The 17,565-nt window shown below is 45.7% G+C and carries 18 protein-coding genes; 2 read left to right on the top strand and 16 right to left on the bottom strand.

The annotated features are described in order from the left end of the window. Positions 1-214 precede the first annotated feature (214 nt). Together ACESON_RS10180 and ACESON_RS10175 are read left to right on the top strand one after the other, a co-directional pair. Positions 215-1,609: an aspartate ammonia-lyase gene (locus tag ACESON_RS10180; protein ID WP_373109670.1), complete on the top strand. Its 1,395-nt coding sequence runs from the start codon at positions 215-217 to the stop codon at positions 1,607-1,609. Positions 1,610-1,744: 135 nt separating this feature from the next. Beyond that, positions 1,745-2,623: a DMT family transporter gene (locus tag ACESON_RS10175; protein ID WP_373109669.1), complete on the top strand. Its 879-nt coding sequence runs from the start codon at positions 1,745-1,747 to the stop codon at positions 2,621-2,623. A gap of 44 nt (positions 2,624-2,667) precedes the next feature. Here ACESON_RS10175 and ACESON_RS10170 read toward each other — a convergent pair whose 3' ends face one another. The 16 genes from ACESON_RS10170 to ACESON_RS10095 all read right to left on the bottom strand — a co-directional run bounded on the left by ACESON_RS10170 (position 2,668) and on the right by ACESON_RS10095 (position 17,564). Further along, entirely contained in the window at positions 2,668-3,972 is a 1,305-nt protein-coding gene (locus ACESON_RS10170; protein ID WP_177958974.1) for a TRAP transporter large permease subunit, read from the bottom strand. Beyond that, positions 3,973-4,452 (bottom strand): TRAP transporter small permease, encoded by a 480-nt coding sequence (locus ACESON_RS10165; RefSeq protein WP_373109667.1) that lies wholly within the window; start codon positions 4,450-4,452, stop codon positions 3,973-3,975. Then, the gene (gene dctP / locus ACESON_RS10160; RefSeq protein ID WP_373109665.1) at positions 4,449-5,027 is read right to left on the bottom strand and encodes a TRAP transporter substrate-binding protein DctP; all 579 of its coding nucleotides are present in this window, start codon (positions 5,025-5,027) and stop codon (positions 4,449-4,451) included. Before dctP (ACESON_RS10160) ends, ACESON_RS10165 begins: the two co-directional genes overlap by 4 nt. 46 nt (positions 5,028-5,073) lie before the next feature. Next, positions 5,074-5,475 (bottom strand): TRAP transporter substrate-binding protein DctP, encoded by a 402-nt coding sequence (gene dctP / locus ACESON_RS10155; protein ID WP_373109663.1) that lies wholly within the window; start codon positions 5,473-5,475, stop codon positions 5,074-5,076. Between the two features lie 183 nt (positions 5,476-5,658). Then, on the bottom strand, positions 5,659-6,660 hold the full coding sequence (yiaK, locus tag ACESON_RS10150; protein ID WP_373109661.1) for a 3-dehydro-L-gulonate 2-dehydrogenase: 1,002 nt from the start codon (positions 6,658-6,660) through the stop codon (positions 5,659-5,661). Between the two features lie 55 nt (positions 6,661-6,715). Then, entirely contained in the window at positions 6,716-7,189 is a 474-nt protein-coding gene (locus tag ACESON_RS10145) for a YhcH/YjgK/YiaL family protein (RefSeq protein WP_373109659.1), read from the bottom strand. 959 nt (positions 7,190-8,148) lie between these two features. Continuing rightward, the gene (locus ACESON_RS10140; protein WP_373109656.1) at positions 8,149-9,180 is read right to left on the bottom strand and encodes a LacI family DNA-binding transcriptional regulator; all 1,032 of its coding nucleotides are present in this window, start codon (positions 9,178-9,180) and stop codon (positions 8,149-8,151) included. 271 nt (positions 9,181-9,451) lie between these two features. Continuing rightward, positions 9,452-10,231 carry an ATP-binding cassette domain-containing protein gene (locus ACESON_RS10135; RefSeq protein ID WP_177958968.1) on the bottom strand — a complete coding sequence of 260 codons (780 nt, stop codon included), beginning with the start codon at positions 10,229-10,231 and terminating at the stop codon, positions 9,452-9,454. A gap of 21 nt (positions 10,232-10,252) precedes the next feature. After that, entirely contained in the window at positions 10,253-10,903 is a 651-nt protein-coding gene (locus tag ACESON_RS10130; RefSeq protein WP_177958990.1) for an ABC transporter permease subunit, read from the bottom strand. Between the two features lie 172 nt (positions 10,904-11,075). Then, positions 11,076-11,993: an amino acid ABC transporter substrate-binding protein gene (locus ACESON_RS10125; RefSeq protein ID WP_373109654.1), complete on the bottom strand. Its 918-nt coding sequence runs from the start codon at positions 11,991-11,993 to the stop codon at positions 11,076-11,078. 647 nt (positions 11,994-12,640) lie between these two features. Next, a complete protein-coding gene (locus ACESON_RS10120) occupies positions 12,641-13,534 on the bottom strand; it encodes a class B sortase (RefSeq protein ID WP_373109653.1) in 894 nt (297 codons plus the stop codon). A 313-nt stretch (positions 13,535-13,847) separates the two neighbouring features. After that, on the bottom strand, positions 13,848-14,618 hold the full coding sequence (locus ACESON_RS10115; protein ID WP_373109651.1) for a Spy0128 family protein: 771 nt from the start codon (positions 14,616-14,618) through the stop codon (positions 13,848-13,850). Between the two features lie 27 nt (positions 14,619-14,645). Next, positions 14,646-15,386, bottom strand: coding sequence for a class B sortase (gene srtB, locus ACESON_RS10110; protein WP_373109649.1), 741 nt, complete (start codon positions 15,384-15,386; stop codon positions 14,646-14,648). A 254-nt stretch (positions 15,387-15,640) separates the two neighbouring features. Next, on the bottom strand, positions 15,641-16,678 hold the full coding sequence (locus ACESON_RS10105; RefSeq protein ID WP_373109647.1) for a Spy0128 family protein: 1,038 nt from the start codon (positions 16,676-16,678) through the stop codon (positions 15,641-15,643). Positions 16,679-16,765: 87 nt separating this feature from the next. Then, the gene (gene lepB, locus ACESON_RS10100; protein WP_373109645.1) at positions 16,766-17,335 is read right to left on the bottom strand and encodes a signal peptidase I; all 570 of its coding nucleotides are present in this window, start codon (positions 17,333-17,335) and stop codon (positions 16,766-16,768) included. Beyond that, positions 17,328-17,564 (bottom strand): hypothetical protein, encoded by a 237-nt coding sequence (locus tag ACESON_RS10095; RefSeq protein WP_177958961.1) that lies wholly within the window; start codon positions 17,562-17,564, stop codon positions 17,328-17,330. Before ACESON_RS10095 ends, lepB begins: the two co-directional genes overlap by 8 nt. Between the last annotated feature and the right edge of the window lies 1 nt (position 17,565).

Raw genomic sequence — 17,565 nt, 5'->3', positions numbered from 1 at the left:
TTTTAAGAAAAATACGTTTATTTGTTTATTATCTTCATTTTTTCGTTTTTTCTAAAAGGTATTTACATTGCCTCAATTCAGTGTTATGTTGCAATCAGAGAGAGTCCCTCCCCTGCCATGCCATCCCCCCTTCCTTTCCATGGTAAATGGGTAAGAAGATGCATGGCTGAGCTGTTATTACAATTTTATCTAACATATAAGGAGGCATTTACTTATGTTGACTCGTCTGGAAGCAGATTCCATCGGTACTATGGAGGTTCCTGCAAAAGCATATTACGGTGTGCAGAGTCTTCGGGCAAAACATAATTTCAATATTACAGGATGCCCTCTTCATCCTGCTTTTATCAACAATCTGGCCCGGATCAAAAAGGCCGCAGCCATGACCAATATGACTGCCCATGTTCTTGATGAGCAGATCGGTCAGGCCATTATCCGCGCCTGTGATGAAATCATAGCCGGAAAGCTGCACAGTCAGTTTATTGTAGACGCCATTCAGGGCGGTGCCGGTACCTCTGCCAATATGAACGCCAACGAGGTCATTGCCAACCGAGCCATTGAGCTTCTGGGCGGAAAAAAAGGCGATTATTCCATCGTCCACCCCAATGATCATGTCAATATGGCGCAGTCCACCAATGATGTGATTCCCTGCGCCGGAAAGCTGACCATTCTGGAGCTGATGCCAGGTCTGATTCAGGAATTAAAGCGCCTTCACAAGGCTCTTATGGACAAGTCCGTAGAGTTTGATGATGTGGTTAAAATGGGGCGCACCCAGCTTCAGGACGCTGTTCCCATTCGTCTGGGTCAGTCCTTTGAAGCCTATGCTGCGGTTATTACCCGGGACATCCGCCGCCTTCAGCAGGTAGAAGAAGAGATCCGCGTTCTCAATATAGGAGCAACGGCTGTGGGAACTGCTATCAACGTCAATCCCATTTACCTGTTCCACATTATCAAAAACATCAACCTGGTATGCGGCACGGACTGCAGTCAGGCTGAGGATCTGTTCGATGCAACCCAGAATCTGGACGGCTTTGTATTTACTTCTTCCATGCTGAAAACATGCGCTGTCAACCTGTCGAAGATCTGCAATGACCTGCGGCTTCTTTCCAGCGGCCCCAAAACAGGCATCGGAGAGATCAATCTGCCGCCCAAACAGAACGGCTCCTCCATTATGCCCGGCAAAATCAACCCGGTTATTCCGGAGGTAGTCAGCCAGGTAGCCTACAACGTAATCGGCAATGATACTACGGTTACCCTGGCTGCTGAAGCAGGCCAGCTGGAATTAAACGCCTTTGAGCCTGTAGTATTTTACAAAATTTTTGAATCCATTGACACCATGACCGGAGCTGTCCGCACACTCATTGACAACTGTATCCTTGGCATTACAGCCAACAGAAAGCGGTGCGAACAGCTGGTAGAATCCAGTGTTTCTCTGGCAACCGCCCTCTGTCCCTATATCGGATATAAAAAGGCAGCAGACATTGCCAAACAGTCTCTGGAAACCGGCATTCCGGTCCGGGAACTGGTACAAAATTCCGGTCTTCTCACACAGGAACAGCTGGAAAACGGTCTGAATCTTCTGTCCATGACTCAGCCGGGACATCAGTTCTGATAATAGAAGTTTTGCAGCAGTTCAGCCATGCAGGGCTGAAGCGAATTTTTCAAATCACAGCTATATAAGGATATACAGACTCCTGGGCTTGTGCTAAAATAACCTTTGTTTTCAGCATAAACTCAGGAGGTTCTTATGAAATACTTAGAAAAGCATCCGATGATTATGATTGCTGTCGGAATTATGGGAATTTCTCTTTCTGCAATCTTTGTCCGGTATTCCCAGGCGCCATCCGTCGTAACTGCCGCCTACCGGCTTCTGTGGACCGTTGCCCTGATGGCTCCGGTTGTATTTTTTTCCAAACCAAGGCGCAAAGAGCTGTTTTCCACAGACAAAAAGACGGCGCTTCTCTGCGCCGTCAGCGGTATCTTTCTTGCCCTGCATTTTGTACTCTGGTTTGAATCTCTGCACCACACCTCTGTAGCCAGCTCTACCACCATTGTATGTACAGAGGTCATCTGGGTTGCCCTGGGCTTCTGCCTTTTTCTGGGAGGAAGGCTGTCTGCAAAAGCCGTTCTGGCCATTGTCATTACCCTGACAGGAAGTATGCTCATTGCCTGGTCAGATTCCTCCTCAGAGGGAAACTACCTTTACGGAGACTTTCTTGCGCTGCTGGCAGCCATTGTGGTAGCTGTTTACACATTGATTGGCCGGGTGGCACGGACAAATACCTCTACCACTATTTATACCTTTATTGTGTACCTGTTTTCCGCAGCTGCGCTGGTGCTTATCACCCTCTTCCAGGGATATTCTCTGACCGGCTACGGGGCCAGCGGCATTGTTGTGGGGCTGCTTCTGGCCATATTTTCCACAATTCTGGGGCACAGTATTTTCAGCTGGTGTCTGAAATTTCTGTCCCCCACCTTTGTCTCTGCCTCCAAGCTGTGCGAGCCTGTAGTTGCCGCCCTGTTTGCCGTATTTCTTTTTGGCGAAATTCCAGGCATTCTGCAGATTGCAGGCGGACTTGTCATTCTGGGCGGAGTTCTTTACTATTCCCGGCTGGAAAGCCATTAATCCCATCGGTTCAAGCTAAAGAAGCTCGCAAGCGAGCTTCTTTTTTATACCAATCCTGCCAATGTGGGCAGAGTCATGGAAACCGCCGGAACATAGGTTACAAGAATTAAAAGCAGTAAAATAACGAAAAAATATGGAAGGAGCTGGCGCATAACATTTTCAATGGATACGCCGCCTACCTTACATCCGGTAAACAAAATAGAACCAACCGGCGGAGTAATCGTTCCAATACACAAATTAAAAGAAATCATAATTCCGAAATGAATGGGATTCATTCCAAAGCTCTGACATACCGGCAGGAAAATCGGAGTGAAAATCAGGATTGCCGGAGTGGGATCCATAAAGGTACCTACGATCAGGATAATAATATTCATCAGAATCAGAATCGCATATCTATTGCTGGTCAAAGCCAGGATTCCGCTTCCGATCATATCCGGAATTCCCGTAAAGGACATTCCCCAGGACATGATGGAGGACAGACCAATCATAAATGTAATGATTCCCGTCATTTTTGCAGATTCCAGGATAATTCCCGGAAGATCCCGAAGCTTAATATTTTTATAAATCAGAGACAGCACGGTTGCATAGACAACAGCAATCGCTGATCCTTCTGTTGCCGTAAATACGCCGCCCAGAATTCCGCCAATAATAATTACAATCAGAAGCAGACTGGGAATAGCATCGACAATCACATGTAAAGCAGTCTTCAAATCTACCCGCTCTTCACTGACATAGCCTTTCTTTTTTGCAAAATAAGCTACCAGAGCCATCACGCCAATTCCCCACAAAATTCCGGGAACATAACCGGCCACAAACAGTGCCGCTACAGATACGCTTCCTGCTACCGTAGAATATACAATCATCAGATTGGACGGGGGAATCAGCATTCCTGTAGGCGCAGAAGCAATATTTACAGCCGTGCTGAACACCTTATCATAACCCTCCTGCTCTTCCAGAGGACCCATGGTGCCTCCAATAGCAGCCGCAGCCGCAGCGCCGGATCCGGAAATAGCACCGAACATCATATTTGCAACAACATTGGACTGAGCCAGGGCGCCCGGCATCCGGCCAGACAATACCTTTGCCACATTCACCAGGCGAACGGCAATTCCGCCATTATTCATAATATTTCCTGCCAGAATAAAAAACGGAATCGCAATCAGAGAAAAGGAGTTTGCTCCTGTAAAAATTCGCTGAGCCGATGTAATAAGAGAAATATCCACCGGCAGCATACAAAGCATTGCCACCGCAGAGGAAAGACCAATCGCAATACTGATGGATGCGCCCATAACAAGCATCACAATCAGAAGGACTGTCATAATAATTGCGCTGATTACTGCCAGAGACATTTATTTGCCCTCCTTTAACATCGTATATTCTGTCATCAGGTTACAGAGAGAATAAAATGCAATTCCCACTCCGCTAATAGGGATAATCGAGTAAATCAGTCCGGTTGGAATTTTTAAAACAGAATCCAGCTGAACCATCTGCATGGCAGAGATCCGGACACCTCCGTAAATCATAATTGCCGCTGCAAAGAAAAAGGTAATTGCTTCAATCAGAATATTAACCATCCGCTGTCCCTTTAAAGGCAGCTTGTCCTTCAGATAACTGATGCACATATGATCCCGTTTTCCAAAGGCATAGGTAGACGTAATCAAAACCAGCCATACAAACAGATACCGGGTCAAAGTTTCACTGAATGCGCTGGGACTGTTTAACACATAGCGGACAAAAACCTGAAAAGTTACCAGAAGCACCATCAGCGCAAAAATCCCAATGCTTACAGCTTCTATACATTTATCAAACATCGATCGAATTATTTTCATGCTTTAGGTACCTCCATTTCTTCTTTGATTTTCTGAACTCTGTCATAAATATCCCGCGTTACCTGAGATTGATCTGCAATCTCTTCCAGCAAGGGCTGACACCGTTTCTCAAACTCCTCTACATCTGGATAGACAAACTGAGCGCCTTTTTCCTCTGCATCCTGACGGCCCTGCTTCACAGACTCATCCATCAGCTGAAATTCCCGTTCCATAGATTCGTCCATCAGGCGGTAAAAAATCTCTCTGGTTTCCTCATCCATATCTTCTACAAATTTCCTGTTGGCAATTACTGTATCCGCCATAACCAGATGATTGGTATAGCTGAAATAAGGAGCCACCTCATAATGCTTAAAGTCCATGTACACCCGCTCAGAATTTTCTCCGCCCTCAATTACCTTCTGCTGAGTTGCCGTATACACCTCACTCTGGGCCATTGCAATTCCTACACCGCCCATTAAATTAATCATACGGATATAGGTGTCGGAATCCTGAACCCGGATTTTATAACCGGCCAGATCCGCCGGAGTCAAAATCGGCTTATCTGTGTAAATAGCCCTTGCTCCAGATGTATACAAAGATACCACCTCAAAATTAAATTTCTTTGTTGTTTCAAATAATGTATCAAATACTCCCTCTTTTGCTGCCTGCAGAAGCTAGAAGCTGTGCCGTATTATCGTAAAGATACGGAGCTGAGACAATGGCAAAGTCTCTGTTATAGCCCTCCGGAACAGAAACAGGAACCATAGCCATCTGCAGGGCGCCAGTTCTCACCAGCTCTGTAACCGGCCCCTGATCTCCCATAATGGCATTAGGATAAATCTGAACCTCATATTTCCCGTTCGTTGCCTCACTGAATTTTTTTCCGAATTCCGTCATGGCAATGTATTCTGGATGTGACTCTGACTGATTAAATGCCACACGGATAATCGTTGTATCTCTGCTTTCCGCTGCGCTGCAGCCGCTTAAAGCCAAAACTGCTGCTCCCACCAGCGCCGCCCCCCATAAAGATGCCGCTTTTCCCATGATCCTCTCCTTATACGTTCTCTTTCATCTTGCTTATCATCAGGTATTTGTCCGATGCTTATTTTTGTTTTTGGTATCTGCCCTGGTCTTTCCTACAGCTCCGGGCTGCTGTTTGGCCTTTCCTGCTGCTCCAGGTTGCCGTTCCCGTTTCCTGCTGCTCCGGGCTGCTGCCCAGCCTTTTTCTTACATAGCCAGAACCTGATTCCATTTTTCCTCTACTGCAGGAATTCCCTGCTCCATGTTTTCCTTAATGCTCTTTAACTCCAGCTCGCCTGGGTAATATACCTCTCCGCCTTCCTTAACCGGAACAGAGGATTTGATATCATCTACAATCTTCGTCACGATTTCGTCTGTCAGCTCTGGTGTATTGGCCTTAGACGGGTCAATAGCAATCATAATCTGTGTCAAACCCACCTCATCTCCAAAGGTACCGATCTTCTGAACAGAGTTTCCATTGGACAAAACGGTTGCAATCAGATCCAGCGCAATAGAAATACCACTGCCTTTCCAGTATCCCATGGGAAGCACTCTCCAGGTTTTCTCAATCTCACCCGGATCTGTTGTCAGATTGCCGTTGGTGTCATATCCGCCGGGAACAGGAAGCTGAATTCCTTTCAAACGGCAATCCTCCAGCTTACCATAAGAAAACTGAGATACTGCACAGTCAATCACCACATGTTCTCCATTGCTTCTGGGTACTGCAAAAATCAGCGGGTTATTTCCAATCTTTCTGTCCATACCGCCCCAGGCCGGCATATTAGGACAGGTATTAGACCAACAGATTCCGATGCATCCCTGATCTGCTGCCTGCCAGCCATAGCTTCCGCCCCGCATCCAGTGGTTGTTATTGCCCAGAGCAACAATACCGATGCCATACTGCTTTGCCAGCTCCACAGCCCGGTCCATCGCCTGCTTTGCATTTAACGGACCAAAGCCTCTGTGACCGTCCCAACGCTCAAAAGCGCCCATACTCAAAACACAGTCCGCTGTCACCTGGGGATCAATCTCACCCTTCTGAAGATATTCAATGACTCTTGGGAAACGGTTTAAACCGTGAGAATATACGCCAGCCAGAGAATTCTGAGCAAAAATCTGCGCTGCATCCTTTGCATTCTTCTCATTAAAACCATATTTTTTCAAAACACGCTCAAACTCATTTACCATAACCTCATATTTTACTCTCATCTTTTTTCTCCTTTTCTCTCACTTTCTCTTGCTCTTGCTTTCTCAGGCTCTCGCTTTATAATGTATCAACTCTTACCTTCAGAACTATCTTTTTCACATCTTCTGCCTCACCCATCTGACAGCAGGGACGGTGTACATCCTCCGGGAAAAAGATTGCGTAACAGCCGTCTGTCATAGGAAGCATCATCTCATTCACCCGGTCATTCTCCTCATAAAACAGCACGTCATCCTCAGCCAGTCTGTCCTCTTTTACCATGCTGATTTTCTGATCCGGATAAAAACCAATATATTCATGTCCGTGAACCATGTACTGTACATCAATGTATTTTCTGTGTACCTCCGGGCGCTTTGTCTCCTTCGGACCTGTGGTCACCTCGTTAATCTGAAGAATCAGTCTGTCACCATCTAACGGATACTTTCCGTGATGCATATCTGTCACATCTGTTTCTCTTAGAATCTGAATTGCCTTTCTGATTGTCTCAGAGTAAGCCGCCGCACTCTCCGACGTATGAATATGTCCGTAAATCATGGTTTCTCCTCTTTCTTTCCTGTGAATTTTGCACGTTCCTTTGTTCCCGGTGCTTTCTCCACGCCTTTTGCTACTTTCTGCATTCTTTACTGCTTTCTGCACGCCTTTTGCTGCTTTCTGCATTCTCTTGCAATTATTTGCGGTTCTTGCTTCTATCCAGCTCTTGCTCCGCTCTAAATAATCCATTTGAAAATCTCTGTTTTTGTTTTATCTTTGCAATCGATTGCTAACTTCTTTTATAGAATACCAGAGGTTTTTCATATTTTCAATATGTATTTTCCACATTTTATTTCATTTAGTTTTGTACACATTTCATATAATTCAATATTTCTATAGCAATCGATTGCTTGGCGTTTTTAAAAAAACACCCACCTTAACGCTCATAGTTCTCCCTCATGACGCCTATGTATCTCCCGAGAAATCATTTAAAGCTATGCGCGTGTTTTTCTTTTGTCACACAATTATTCATAAAATTTTTAACGCGAATCAAATTTTAAACAGGAATCCACTTCTTCCACTTAAACTGTAAACTTCTCATTCAAGTTTGTGCAGAATCTGGCTTTTTCCTCTATATATGCAAAATCTCTTCTCCGGGGTTCACATGTGATGATTACAAACTGTCCCACAAAAATTCCCCGCCTACTTTACAATGTCCCCTTCGCGCCAAATTGCGGCTATTTCAACAATATTTTCTGCTGCTTCCGTAATATTTTCTTCCACCCCAGTACACCTCCACAGCCAGTTTTATACCACAAGACGAGTTTTCCTATGGAACAAGAAAGAAGCTTGCTCGCGAGCCTCTCCGCCTGCGGCGGGTCGTCTCATTATCCAATTCTCTTCCAACCCATGGCGATCCTCGCGGAGCGTTTTTATGTCGTAGGACGCTCTTTCCTATGACATAAAAATAGCCGGGAACCGGACAACTGCCCATTTCCCAGCCAGATAGAAACAAAAAATATTTACGTTGATTCTCTCTCAATAATTTCCGTACAAACCATCATTCTTTTTGATACAACTTTCTTTTCCAGAGCATTCAGCAGAATACCAGAGGCGTTGCGGCTTACCTCTACCAGCTTATTATCCAATGTAGACAGCTGCGGCTTACAGATCTCTCCATAAATCGTGTTGTCCACTCCCATAACGGCAATCTGCCCTGGCACCGCAATTCCCTGACGTTCCATCTCCTGCAGCCCGCCAATCGCCAGCATATCCACAGAATAGACAATCGCATCCACCTGAGGATTTTCCCTCAGCAGCCGCTTCGTTATCTCCGCTCCGCGCCGAATCGTATTGTGAGGATCTGGAAAAGAAGCCTCCTCCTCATCCGCCCGGTATAAAAGCTGCTGTTCCTGAGGAATCCCCTGACGCATCATTGCTGTCATAAATCCACGTTTCTTTTTATTGTTAGAAGGAGTTTCCAGATCTAGTACAAAAGCCATGTTCCTGCGCCCCTTACGCGCCAGAAGCTCCACACATTCCTCAATTCCCCGCTCCTCATCAGCCAAAACCGAATATACATTGGGCAGATCCAGATATCCATTTACTATCACAATAGGAATTCCGCTGAGGTGCTCACGAATACTTGCCTCAACCTCGCTGCTGCCAAACATTGAGCCCATCAAAATAGCGCCCTCTACCCGCCTCTGCTCCAGATGCCGAATATATTCTGCCTTCTTTTTGGGATCCGGTCCGGTGCTTAAAGTGATACAGGTATATCCCAGTCGGGTCATCTCCTGTTCAATCACATAAGCTGATTCCGTATGATGAAATACCCGGATATCTTCAATCAAAATTCCGATAATCCTGGATGACTGGGTTACAAGTCCCCTGGCCGCCTCATTGGGAATATAATTATACTTTTCCAAAAGCTGCTGAACTTTTTTCCTGGTCTTTTCATTGATCCCCGGTTTGTTATTTACCACCCTTGACACTGTACTGGCTGATACACCAGCCTCTTTGGCAATATCATAAATCGTTTTTGCTGATTCCATTTCCTATTCCGCTCTTTTCTGAACTTCCTGCAGCTGTTCAAAATAAACCAAACTGCCGCAAATCCTTTTATTGTCTCCTCCGAATACAGCAAATGGCTGGGAATCCTTCTGAAAAGACGCCCAGCCATCACTCACATTCGACTCCATTATCTCTAGTGTAACACAAAATACCAGTTTCGTACAAGTTCTGCTTTTTATTTCTCATAACGATTCAAGACGGGTATCTTCTTATCCTGCAAAGCCGGACAAGAAGATATCCTCCCCTGAACAGTTACTGTTTCTCTGCCTTCAGCATTTCGCCATATCGTCCCAGGAAGCTGAGTGTCCGTTCATTTTCAGAAGCAAACACCTCCTCCGGACGTCCTTCCTCCACGATCACACCGTCCGCCATAAAAATAACCCTGTCAGAAATATCCCGTGCAAAGGCCATCTCATGAGTCACAATAACCATTGCAATATGGAGATCAGCCAGAGACTTAATCACCTTCAGCACCTCTGCTGTCAGCTCTGGATCCAAAGCTGACGTCGGCTCATCAAAGAACAAAATCTTCGGATTCAAAGCTAAAGCCCTGGCGATCGCTACACGCTGGCACTGTCCGCCGGAAAGCTGACAGGGATAGGCATCCGCCTTGTCCTCCAGCCCCATCTTCTTCAAAAGCTCCATAGCCGTCTCTACAGCTTCTTTTTTATCCCGCTTCTGAACCGTCACCGGCGCATCTGTTATATTTTTCAAAACGGAAAAATGCGGAAACAGATTATAATTCTGGAACACAAGTCCATAATTCTGACGGATTTTCCGCAGTTCCTGCCTCGGAGCATACACCGTCTCCTCTTTCTCATTGTTCCAGGCTGCCCGCTCGCCCAGATATATCAGCTCGCCGCTGTCCATGGTTTCCAGCATAGTAGCGCACCGCAGCAGCGTAGATTTGCCGGATCCGGACGGCCCGATAATGGAAACAATCTCTCCCTCTCCCACATGGAGAGAAATGTCCCGTATCACCTCCAGCCCACCAAATGACTTTTTCACATGATTCATTTCCAGTAAATTCATGATGCTGATATTCCTCCGAATCTATTGATAATAAGACAGCTTCTTTTCCGTATACTCCATAACCACTGCCACAATCAGATTAAATACATAGTAAAACAGACCTGCTGCCACAAAGGGAATCATACTGGTCTGAGAAGACGCCAGAGCCTTAGCCTGGGTAAACATCTCCAACACACCAATGGTAAAGGCCAGAGACGTATCCTTAACCAAAGTAATCACCTCATTCGTCACAGACGGCAGGATCCGCTTTATTACCTGAGGAAGAATAATCCGGAAAAAGGTCTGCGTTCTGCTGTATCCAAGCAGCTTGGCCGCCTCATACTGTCCTGCAGGCATGGACTGAATTCCGCTGCGGTAAATCTCTGCAAAATACGCGGCATAATTGATCACAAATCCAATAAATGCAGCCCAAAGCCGAAAACCATTTCCCACCTTAATTCGAAACAAATAAAACGGCCCGAAATATACCATCATCAGCTGCAGCATCAGCGGTGTTCCGCGCATAATGGAAATATAAACCTTTACTGCATTCCTCAGAATGGCATTCTTTGACATTCTTCCAAAGGCAACCACTAGCCCAAGGGGCAGCGAAAACACCAGTGTCATTATAAAAATTTGTATACTGACAAACATTCCTTCCGCCAGCTTGGCAATTATCACACTTAGTTCCATATCAATTCCCGCTGCTCCTTCTGCTTCTTTTTTCTTACATTCCATCCGACGCTTCTCCACTTGGTCAGACAGAATCCTTTTTATGATTGCTGCTCCCTCATATCACATACGCTTCAGCAATCTTTTCTTCCTTAATCGCGTTCTCCCTTAAATCCTTTCAGCCTTAATAGCCTTACTTTCCGATTACAGTCACATCACGGCCAAACCATTTATTAGAAATCTCTGCCATGGTACCATCTGCGGCCATCTCCTCCAGAGTAGTCTGTACCTTGTCTCGAAGCTCTTCATTGCCCTTCTTAAAGCCAATGCCGTACTCCTCTGCTGCCAGAGTCTCTTCCAGAATCACATAGTTATCTCCGTCTTCTCTCTGCTCAATCTGATAACCAGCTACAATTACATCCATGGCAATCGCATCTACAGCGCCCATCTCCAGATCCATAAATGCAGTATTATAATCTGCAACCGTCTGCAAGGTTCCAAAGCTGCTGCTCAGCTCCTGATTGTCCTTCAAGGCCGCCTCTGCAGAAGAATCTGTCTGAACCTCCACAACCTTTCCTGCCAAATCTGCCAGAGTTGAAATACCAGAATCTGCTGTCACTACAAACACCTGGCTGTTGTCCATGTAAGGATCGCTCCAGGTATAAGCATCCTCACGTCCGTTCATCGTAAATCCATTCCAGATACAGTCAATCGTACCTGCTTCCAGTTCCATATCCTTTGCATCCCAGGCAATGGGCTGAGGAACATATTTCAATCCCAGGCGAGAAGCAACCTCCTGTGCCAGCTCCAGATCAAAGCCTGTATACTCGCCGTCATCACCAACAAATCCCATCGGCGGGAAATCCTGGTCAAATCCAACGGTAAAGGTACCCTCTTCTGCCCCATCAGCTTCCGCACTGCTCTCAGAAGCCTCTGATGCCGCTTCTGAGGATGTTTCTGAAGATTCTGCGGCAGTGGTCGCTGCCTCGGTTTTAGGCTCCTCTGCAGTTGTTTTTGCTGCTTCAGCAGCAGAATTCCCTGCGCCGCCGCATCCTGCCAGCGATACTGCCAACAAACCAACCATACATGCACTCACAAATCTTTTTTTCATAATATGCTCCTCCTTTACCACTTCGGCGGCATTTCACTCCCCTGCCACCGCATCGCTCTACCATAGTAGCATACTAAAGTAATTCTGTCAAATAAAACTTCACAAAACATGATATCTGCTCCGTCTCTGTTCCAATCTCCCATTCCGATGCATCTTTTTTATTGATATTGATTTTGCAGAAATCCTTTTTTCCTTCTTGAAATGCACAATCCCAGCCCCTCATTTTGCAAATTTCCCGCTTTTCCTTCAAAAATGCACAATCCTAACTCCACTTTGTGCAGAAATCCTTTTTTTCCTCCAAAAATGCACAATCCCAGCCTCTCTTTGTGCAGAAATCACTTTTTCCCTCCGAAAATGCACAATCCCAGCCTCTCTTTGTGCAGAAATCCCTTTTTTCCTCCAAAAATGCACAATCCCACCCCGGAATAGCCCAAAACCAGACAATATATCATTTTCATTCTCAGGTACAAAATAAAAAAGAGAGAAAAGTATCATCCAGCCTTTTGATACTTCCCTCTCTTAACTATCTTCACCAGGAACAATGAAACAAAACTCTGCTTCACAGCACTCCACAGTCTACACTATTTCATTTCCTCCTCCATTTCAAAATCCGCGCGCGCACAGTTATACACTTGCTGTTCTATTCGCTACTCCACTCGCCGCGCCACAACAACAAACCGGCCATTTTCTGTATAATAGCTGCAGGTAGACAGAATAATCAGCTGATCCCCATATTCCGGCCAGCTTTCGGTATTATAAAAAGAGTGCTGACGAAGCTGATTCATAAACTCGTCAAACCGTTCTTCTGTCATATCCCCCACGTACTCATAATAGCGAAAACCCTCCTGATTTTCATACACCAGCTCGGTCCGGAATGCGGCAAAAATTTCATACTGGCGGCTCTCATCCGGCGTATAAAACTCCAAAACTGAATGCTTATTCCGATAATCTTCAGATTCATACTCATCCAATTCACCAAACATCGTACCATTCTTCATATTATGGGCATAAATAATCATACTGCCGCTGTCTGTACTGCAGAAATCTCCGATAAAGGGTGTGCCGCTTACAGAGCTTTCTCCATAGAAATCCCGGCGAATATAATACTGCATATCATCAGGAGTATGCATAACAGGATAATCAATCTTTGTATCAGGAATCCGGAGCCACCCGGCAAAATCTGGATTCTTCTCTTTTAAAAGTCCATAATTCCGCTTCGGCTTTTCCTCCATCACTCCCCCGGTATGATCAGAATTTGTCTGTCCCGCCTCGGAAGCTTCCGTTGTTTCCATTTCTGCCGCAGCATCACTGTCAATATTTCCCTGTTCTACACCCACATCCGCCTCTGCCATTTCAATCAAATCATCAAAGGTACTTTTCTCACGATTGGCCTTCAAAAGTGTCCCCACAATTCCAAAAACAGAAACAGCAAACACAATCAGACACAAAATCACCATAAAACGCCATATCGTTTTCTTCAGACTTTTTTCCGTATCCATTCCCTCTCTCTTCAAAAGCTTCTCCTTTCCGTTTTTCCGCAAAAACTTCCCCTTTTATAACCATTCTTTTATCACAGCTCTTTTATCCCAGGAATCACTTCCCTAAAAATCGAGCAGGGGAGATTATCTCTCCCCTCTCACATTGATATCATGTCTCTTTTTGTCCTCTGTGATTTCCCTTCTTCTCGTCCCCCTCACGACGAAGTCCTGAGTAATTGCCATAGGGTTCACCGGCAGCCCTGTCCCTTGTGAACCCTCACCACAGACTGACAAAATATCCGTCATACTGGAAAAAGCGAGGCGGCTGTACCCGCCGCCTCACATATCATCCATTATTCCATTTGAATAAGATCTGTCAATCCATCCTCTTTCGGATAAAGGCAAGAGCAGCCAGTCCGCATCCGGACAGCACAGCCAGCAGAATCCAGAAAGAAAGCATTGTCGTATCGCCAGTTTTCGGAAGTCCACCTAAAGGAACTTCCTCCTCAAAAATCTGAGTTAAGCCTCCCAAAGGAGTTTCATTGTCGCTGATTTCCGTCAGTCCGTCTCCTCCGGACGGTTCTGTACCAGGTCCTCCAGGCCCCGGATTGGGATTTGGGTTGGGACTTGGGTCTGGATCCGGATCCGAATCTCCGCCACCGCCACCACCGCCGGGACGTCTGTAACTATTGGTAAACACAATACTCTCTGTTTTCTCATCCCCCGCAGCCTCGTCTGACGCCCAAACTTGCGTCTCCAGTTCGCCATTTTCCCCATTCGTAACACGAACCGTTACCTTATAAACTCGTTTGTCATAGGTAAAACGATCTCTCGGATCCGAGTTCTGGTAAATCTGATACTGGTAATCGCCGGTCTGTGTATAAACCATCGGTCCAAACTCCGACCTTCCTCCATTTACCACAATCAGTTCTTCAGACTGGGGCATCGGCGCTTCCGGCGTAACTGCCTTGAGCACAAGTCTGTAAGGAGCATCTGCCGGGATCCTGCTGCCGGTAACCTTGATCTCTACCGGTATGGAAACACTGCAGGAGCTCACCTGTGCAAACGCCATAATTGGAAGCAGCAACGCCGCAAGCACTGCCGGAACAAGTGTATGAAAAACCAGGTTTCTTAATTTCTGACACATATCTATTTCATTGCACCTCCTTCGTGCTTATTTCTCCTCCAGACGGCCAAAAAGAATCATGCGGCCATTGGTTGTTGCATCCACACAGGTAGACATTCCAACAATCCTGTCCTCCGCCGTTACACCGATATCCCGATACTGCTCTGATTCCGCTTTCAGATAATCCAGCAGCACCTGCATATCGCATTCCTTTCCAGGAGTATAAATAATCCTGTCATAGGCATCCGCCTGAATACAGGCAAACAAGGTAATCCCATAGGTCTTGTGAGGAAGATAGAGTGTACCTGTCTCATGAGACTGAAAATGATCTGTTTCAACAAATTCCATTACATCCCCGAACATTCCCCCATTATCCATATGGTGTCCGTACATCAGATTATAATGATCTGAAAAATCCGGGCTGTTTATACAGGACAGGAAAATAGCGCCAGACAAAGAAAACTCCCCGTAAATGTCCGTATTTACATATTTCATATCGTCCTCGCCCTGAACCACAGGATAATCAATGTGGGTTCCGTCAATGGTAAGCCAGCCCCGGGTTTCCGGATTCAGCGCCATCAGCTCCTCCAGGGAAAGATTATCCTCGGCATCACTGTTTTCCGGCGGCTTGTATTTCAGCAAGTCACTGGTCAGGAATGCTCCGCTGTTAATCATGTAATTATCCCAGAGAGAATAACCGCCGTAAGCCAGCATCAGAATCATCATGCATACGGCCATCAGGCTTAATATAAAATTTCCAATTCGAGCAAGCTTAACAGCTGTTTCCACTCCAGTCCTCCTGTTAATCCAGAATTCTGCGCAACTGTTCAGTACCTTCGCAGTCACGAGCAAAAATCCCATGCTTTCTCACAGTCGGCGCAGCAAGTGCGCAGACCTGCTGAACAGTCACAATTATGCCTTATTTTCACTGCTCCCACGTCGTCTCCCCCCTCAGAATATCCGGTGGGGAGACGACGCTGCCAGAGCAGCGTCTTTTAGATTTTAAAATTTATGGTTTCTTAAAATCCTGTCATTCGTTTTGATTAAATCTCATCATCCTCGCGTTTCTTCTTGCCCAGAACCACTGCGCCCAGACCGCCTGCTGCTGCTACTAAGAGAACGTAGGGAGCAAATGTCATTGCAACGCCGGTTGCGGGACCTACATTCTTGTCATTGATGAATTCTACAACCACATCATCTGATGTCAGCTTGCCCTTTGCATTCTCGTCTTTTACGGAAGTGGTATATCCCTCTGTTGAATAATCAGCCTCTGTTACCGTATATTCATCATTTTCAGACAGACCGTAAATATGCAGGGTCTCGCCGTCCATCAGAGTAAAGGTTGCAGCCTCTTCATCTGTAATATGCATAATTTCCGGATCGCCAGTCTTTGGTGTCTTTACAGCCTTATACTTCTCCTTGCCTGCTTTATCTGTATCATCACCGTCAATCGTAACTGTGAAGGAGAACTCCTTGTTTTTATTGCCCTGGTTACCAGTTACCGTTTTCTTTATGATGAAATCATGGATATCATCATCCGGTGTACTATCGCCGTAAATATTGACAATCTTCAGATCATCAGCCTTATCCTTCTCTCCGTCTTTTACTACCTTAACTGCCTCTACCTCATAACCATCTGTTCCATTAACTACATATACATAAACGTGTCTCGGAGTTACGTCATAGGTGACTCCATTATAGGTGCCCTTTGTTTCTGTTACAAGATAATGATAAACTCCAGGCTCTGTAAATTTGGTTGCGTCTACCTTGATTTTTCCTGTTTTGGTGTAAGAAGCTGACACCTCATCGCCAGGAGCAAAGCTGAAATTATTCGCTGTATCTAAAGTCAAGCCATCTTTAACACCGGCAGAAACCACTGCGCCTTCAAAAGTACTTGCATCGCCTTCTTCTATTGTAAAGCTGAAAGCAGTATTCGGCGCATGGGTGTTTCCATCTGTGGTAACTTCCTTGGTCAAATTAAACTCTGTTACTGCGGCAAAAGCGCTCATTCCATTCATAGATAACACCATTGCGCCTGCCAGAGCTGCTGTTGCCATTCTCTTATTCATTCTTCTCTTCATAATTATATCCTCACTTTCCTTTTTTGTACATGTTTATTTACTGCCGCCTTATGGGGCAATATTTTTAAAATAAAATCTAAACTGCTTTTACAGGCTGGAGCGCCGAAGCACTGCCAGAACCTTTCCTTTGATTTCACTCTGACTGACTGCTCCGAAATAGCGGCTGTCCTTTGCGCCGTTTCGGTAATCACAGAGAATAAAATACTGATTTTCCTCCAGCGCCACCGGATAGGCAACCTCATCTCCATATTTAGGAGTGGGATAAAAGATATCCGATTCAAACATGGTGCTGTTGTTAATCTTCAGTGTGGAATCATCTGTTACCTCCACACTGTCGCCGCCTCCGGCGACAATCCGGCCCACATACTGCTTTCCATCCTTCTCAAACACAACCACATCCTGAGAATGGAATTTGTTTTCCAGCCGGTAATACAAAAGCAAATCTCCGGAGCTGATTCTCGGCGACATATCATTGTTTTTCATGGGAGTAATTCCGAAGAATACTCCAAACAGCAAAACCATGAAAACAGTCATCCATGTCAGCTTGATAAAGAACGAAACAATCTCGCTCCAATCTGCCAGCCTGTGGATTCTGGCCCGTATTACCCGTTCCGGGGTCAACGGCTCCTTTGCCTTTTCCTTCTTTCGTTTACTCATGGGCAGGGCCCTCGGAGAGCTTCTTTTTCAAAGAAGCAATCTCCTCATCCCTTTCCTGCAAACGAGCTTCATATCGCTCCTGCTGAATTTCATATACAGAACGGTATTCTTTCTGAAGCTGTTCCAGCTTCTTCCACACATCCATCTCGCTTACACCGCCAAGCAGCTTCTTTCGGAATTTCATTCCCTTGAAAAGTTCCGCGATGTCATCCATGTTCTTTGCACTCATA

Source organism: Lachnoclostridium sp. Marseille-P6806 (assembly GCF_964238185.1).
Classification (GTDB): Bacteria; Bacillota; Clostridia; order Lachnospirales; family Lachnospiraceae; genus Brotaphodocola.
Note: the sequence above shows the minus strand (reverse complement) of the source record. Positions and strands in the feature narration are given on the sequence as shown.

Bases quoted from the DNA above. Each gene is read 5' to 3' on its own strand.
- ACESON_RS10180 (WP_373109670.1), top strand. From the start codon at position 215: ATGTTGACTCGTCTGGAAGCAGATTCCATCGGTACTATGGAGGTTCCT.
- ACESON_RS10175 (WP_373109669.1), top strand. From the start codon at position 1,745: ATGAAATACTTAGAAAAGCATCCGATGATTATGATTGCTGTCGGAATT.
- ACESON_RS10170 (WP_177958974.1), bottom strand. From the start codon at position 3,972: ATGTCTCTGGCAGTAATCAGCGCAATTATTATGACAGTCCTTCTGATT.
- ACESON_RS10165 (WP_373109667.1), bottom strand. From the start codon at position 4,452: ATGAAAATAATTCGATCGATGTTTGATAAATGTATAGAAGCTGTAAGC.
- dctP (WP_373109663.1), bottom strand. From the start codon at position 5,475: ATGGGAAAAGCGGCATCTTTATGGGGGGCGGCGCTGGTGGGAGCAGCA.
- yiaK (WP_373109661.1), bottom strand. From the start codon at position 6,660: ATGAGAGTAAAATATGAGGTTATGGTAAATGAGTTTGAGCGTGTTTTG.
- ACESON_RS10145 (WP_373109659.1), bottom strand. From the start codon at position 7,189: ATGATTTACGGACATATTCATACGTCGGAGAGTGCGGCGGCTTACTCT.
- ACESON_RS10140 (WP_373109656.1), bottom strand. From the start codon at position 9,180: ATGGAATCAGCAAAAACGATTTATGATATTGCCAAAGAGGCTGGTGTA.
- ACESON_RS10135 (WP_177958968.1), bottom strand. From the start codon at position 10,231: ATGAATTTACTGGAAATGAATCATGTGAAAAAGTCATTTGGTGGGCTG.
- ACESON_RS10130 (WP_177958990.1), bottom strand. From the start codon at position 10,903: ATGGAACTAAGTGTGATAATTGCCAAGCTGGCGGAAGGAATGTTTGTC.
- ACESON_RS10125 (WP_373109654.1), bottom strand. From the start codon at position 11,993: ATGAAAAAAAGATTTGTGAGTGCATGTATGGTTGGTTTGTTGGCAGTA.
- ACESON_RS10115 (WP_373109651.1), bottom strand. From the start codon at position 14,618: ATGTGTCAGAAATTAAGAAACCTGGTTTTTCATACACTTGTTCCGGCA.
- ACESON_RS10105 (WP_373109647.1), bottom strand. From the start codon at position 16,678: ATGAAGAGAAGAATGAATAAGAGAATGGCAACAGCAGCTCTGGCAGGC.
- lepB (WP_373109645.1), bottom strand. From the start codon at position 17,335: ATGAGTAAACGAAAGAAGGAAAAGGCAAAGGAGCCGTTGACCCCGGAA.
- ACESON_RS10095 (WP_177958961.1), bottom strand. From the start codon at position 17,564: ATGAGTGCAAAGAACATGGATGACATCGCGGAACTTTTCAAGGGAATG.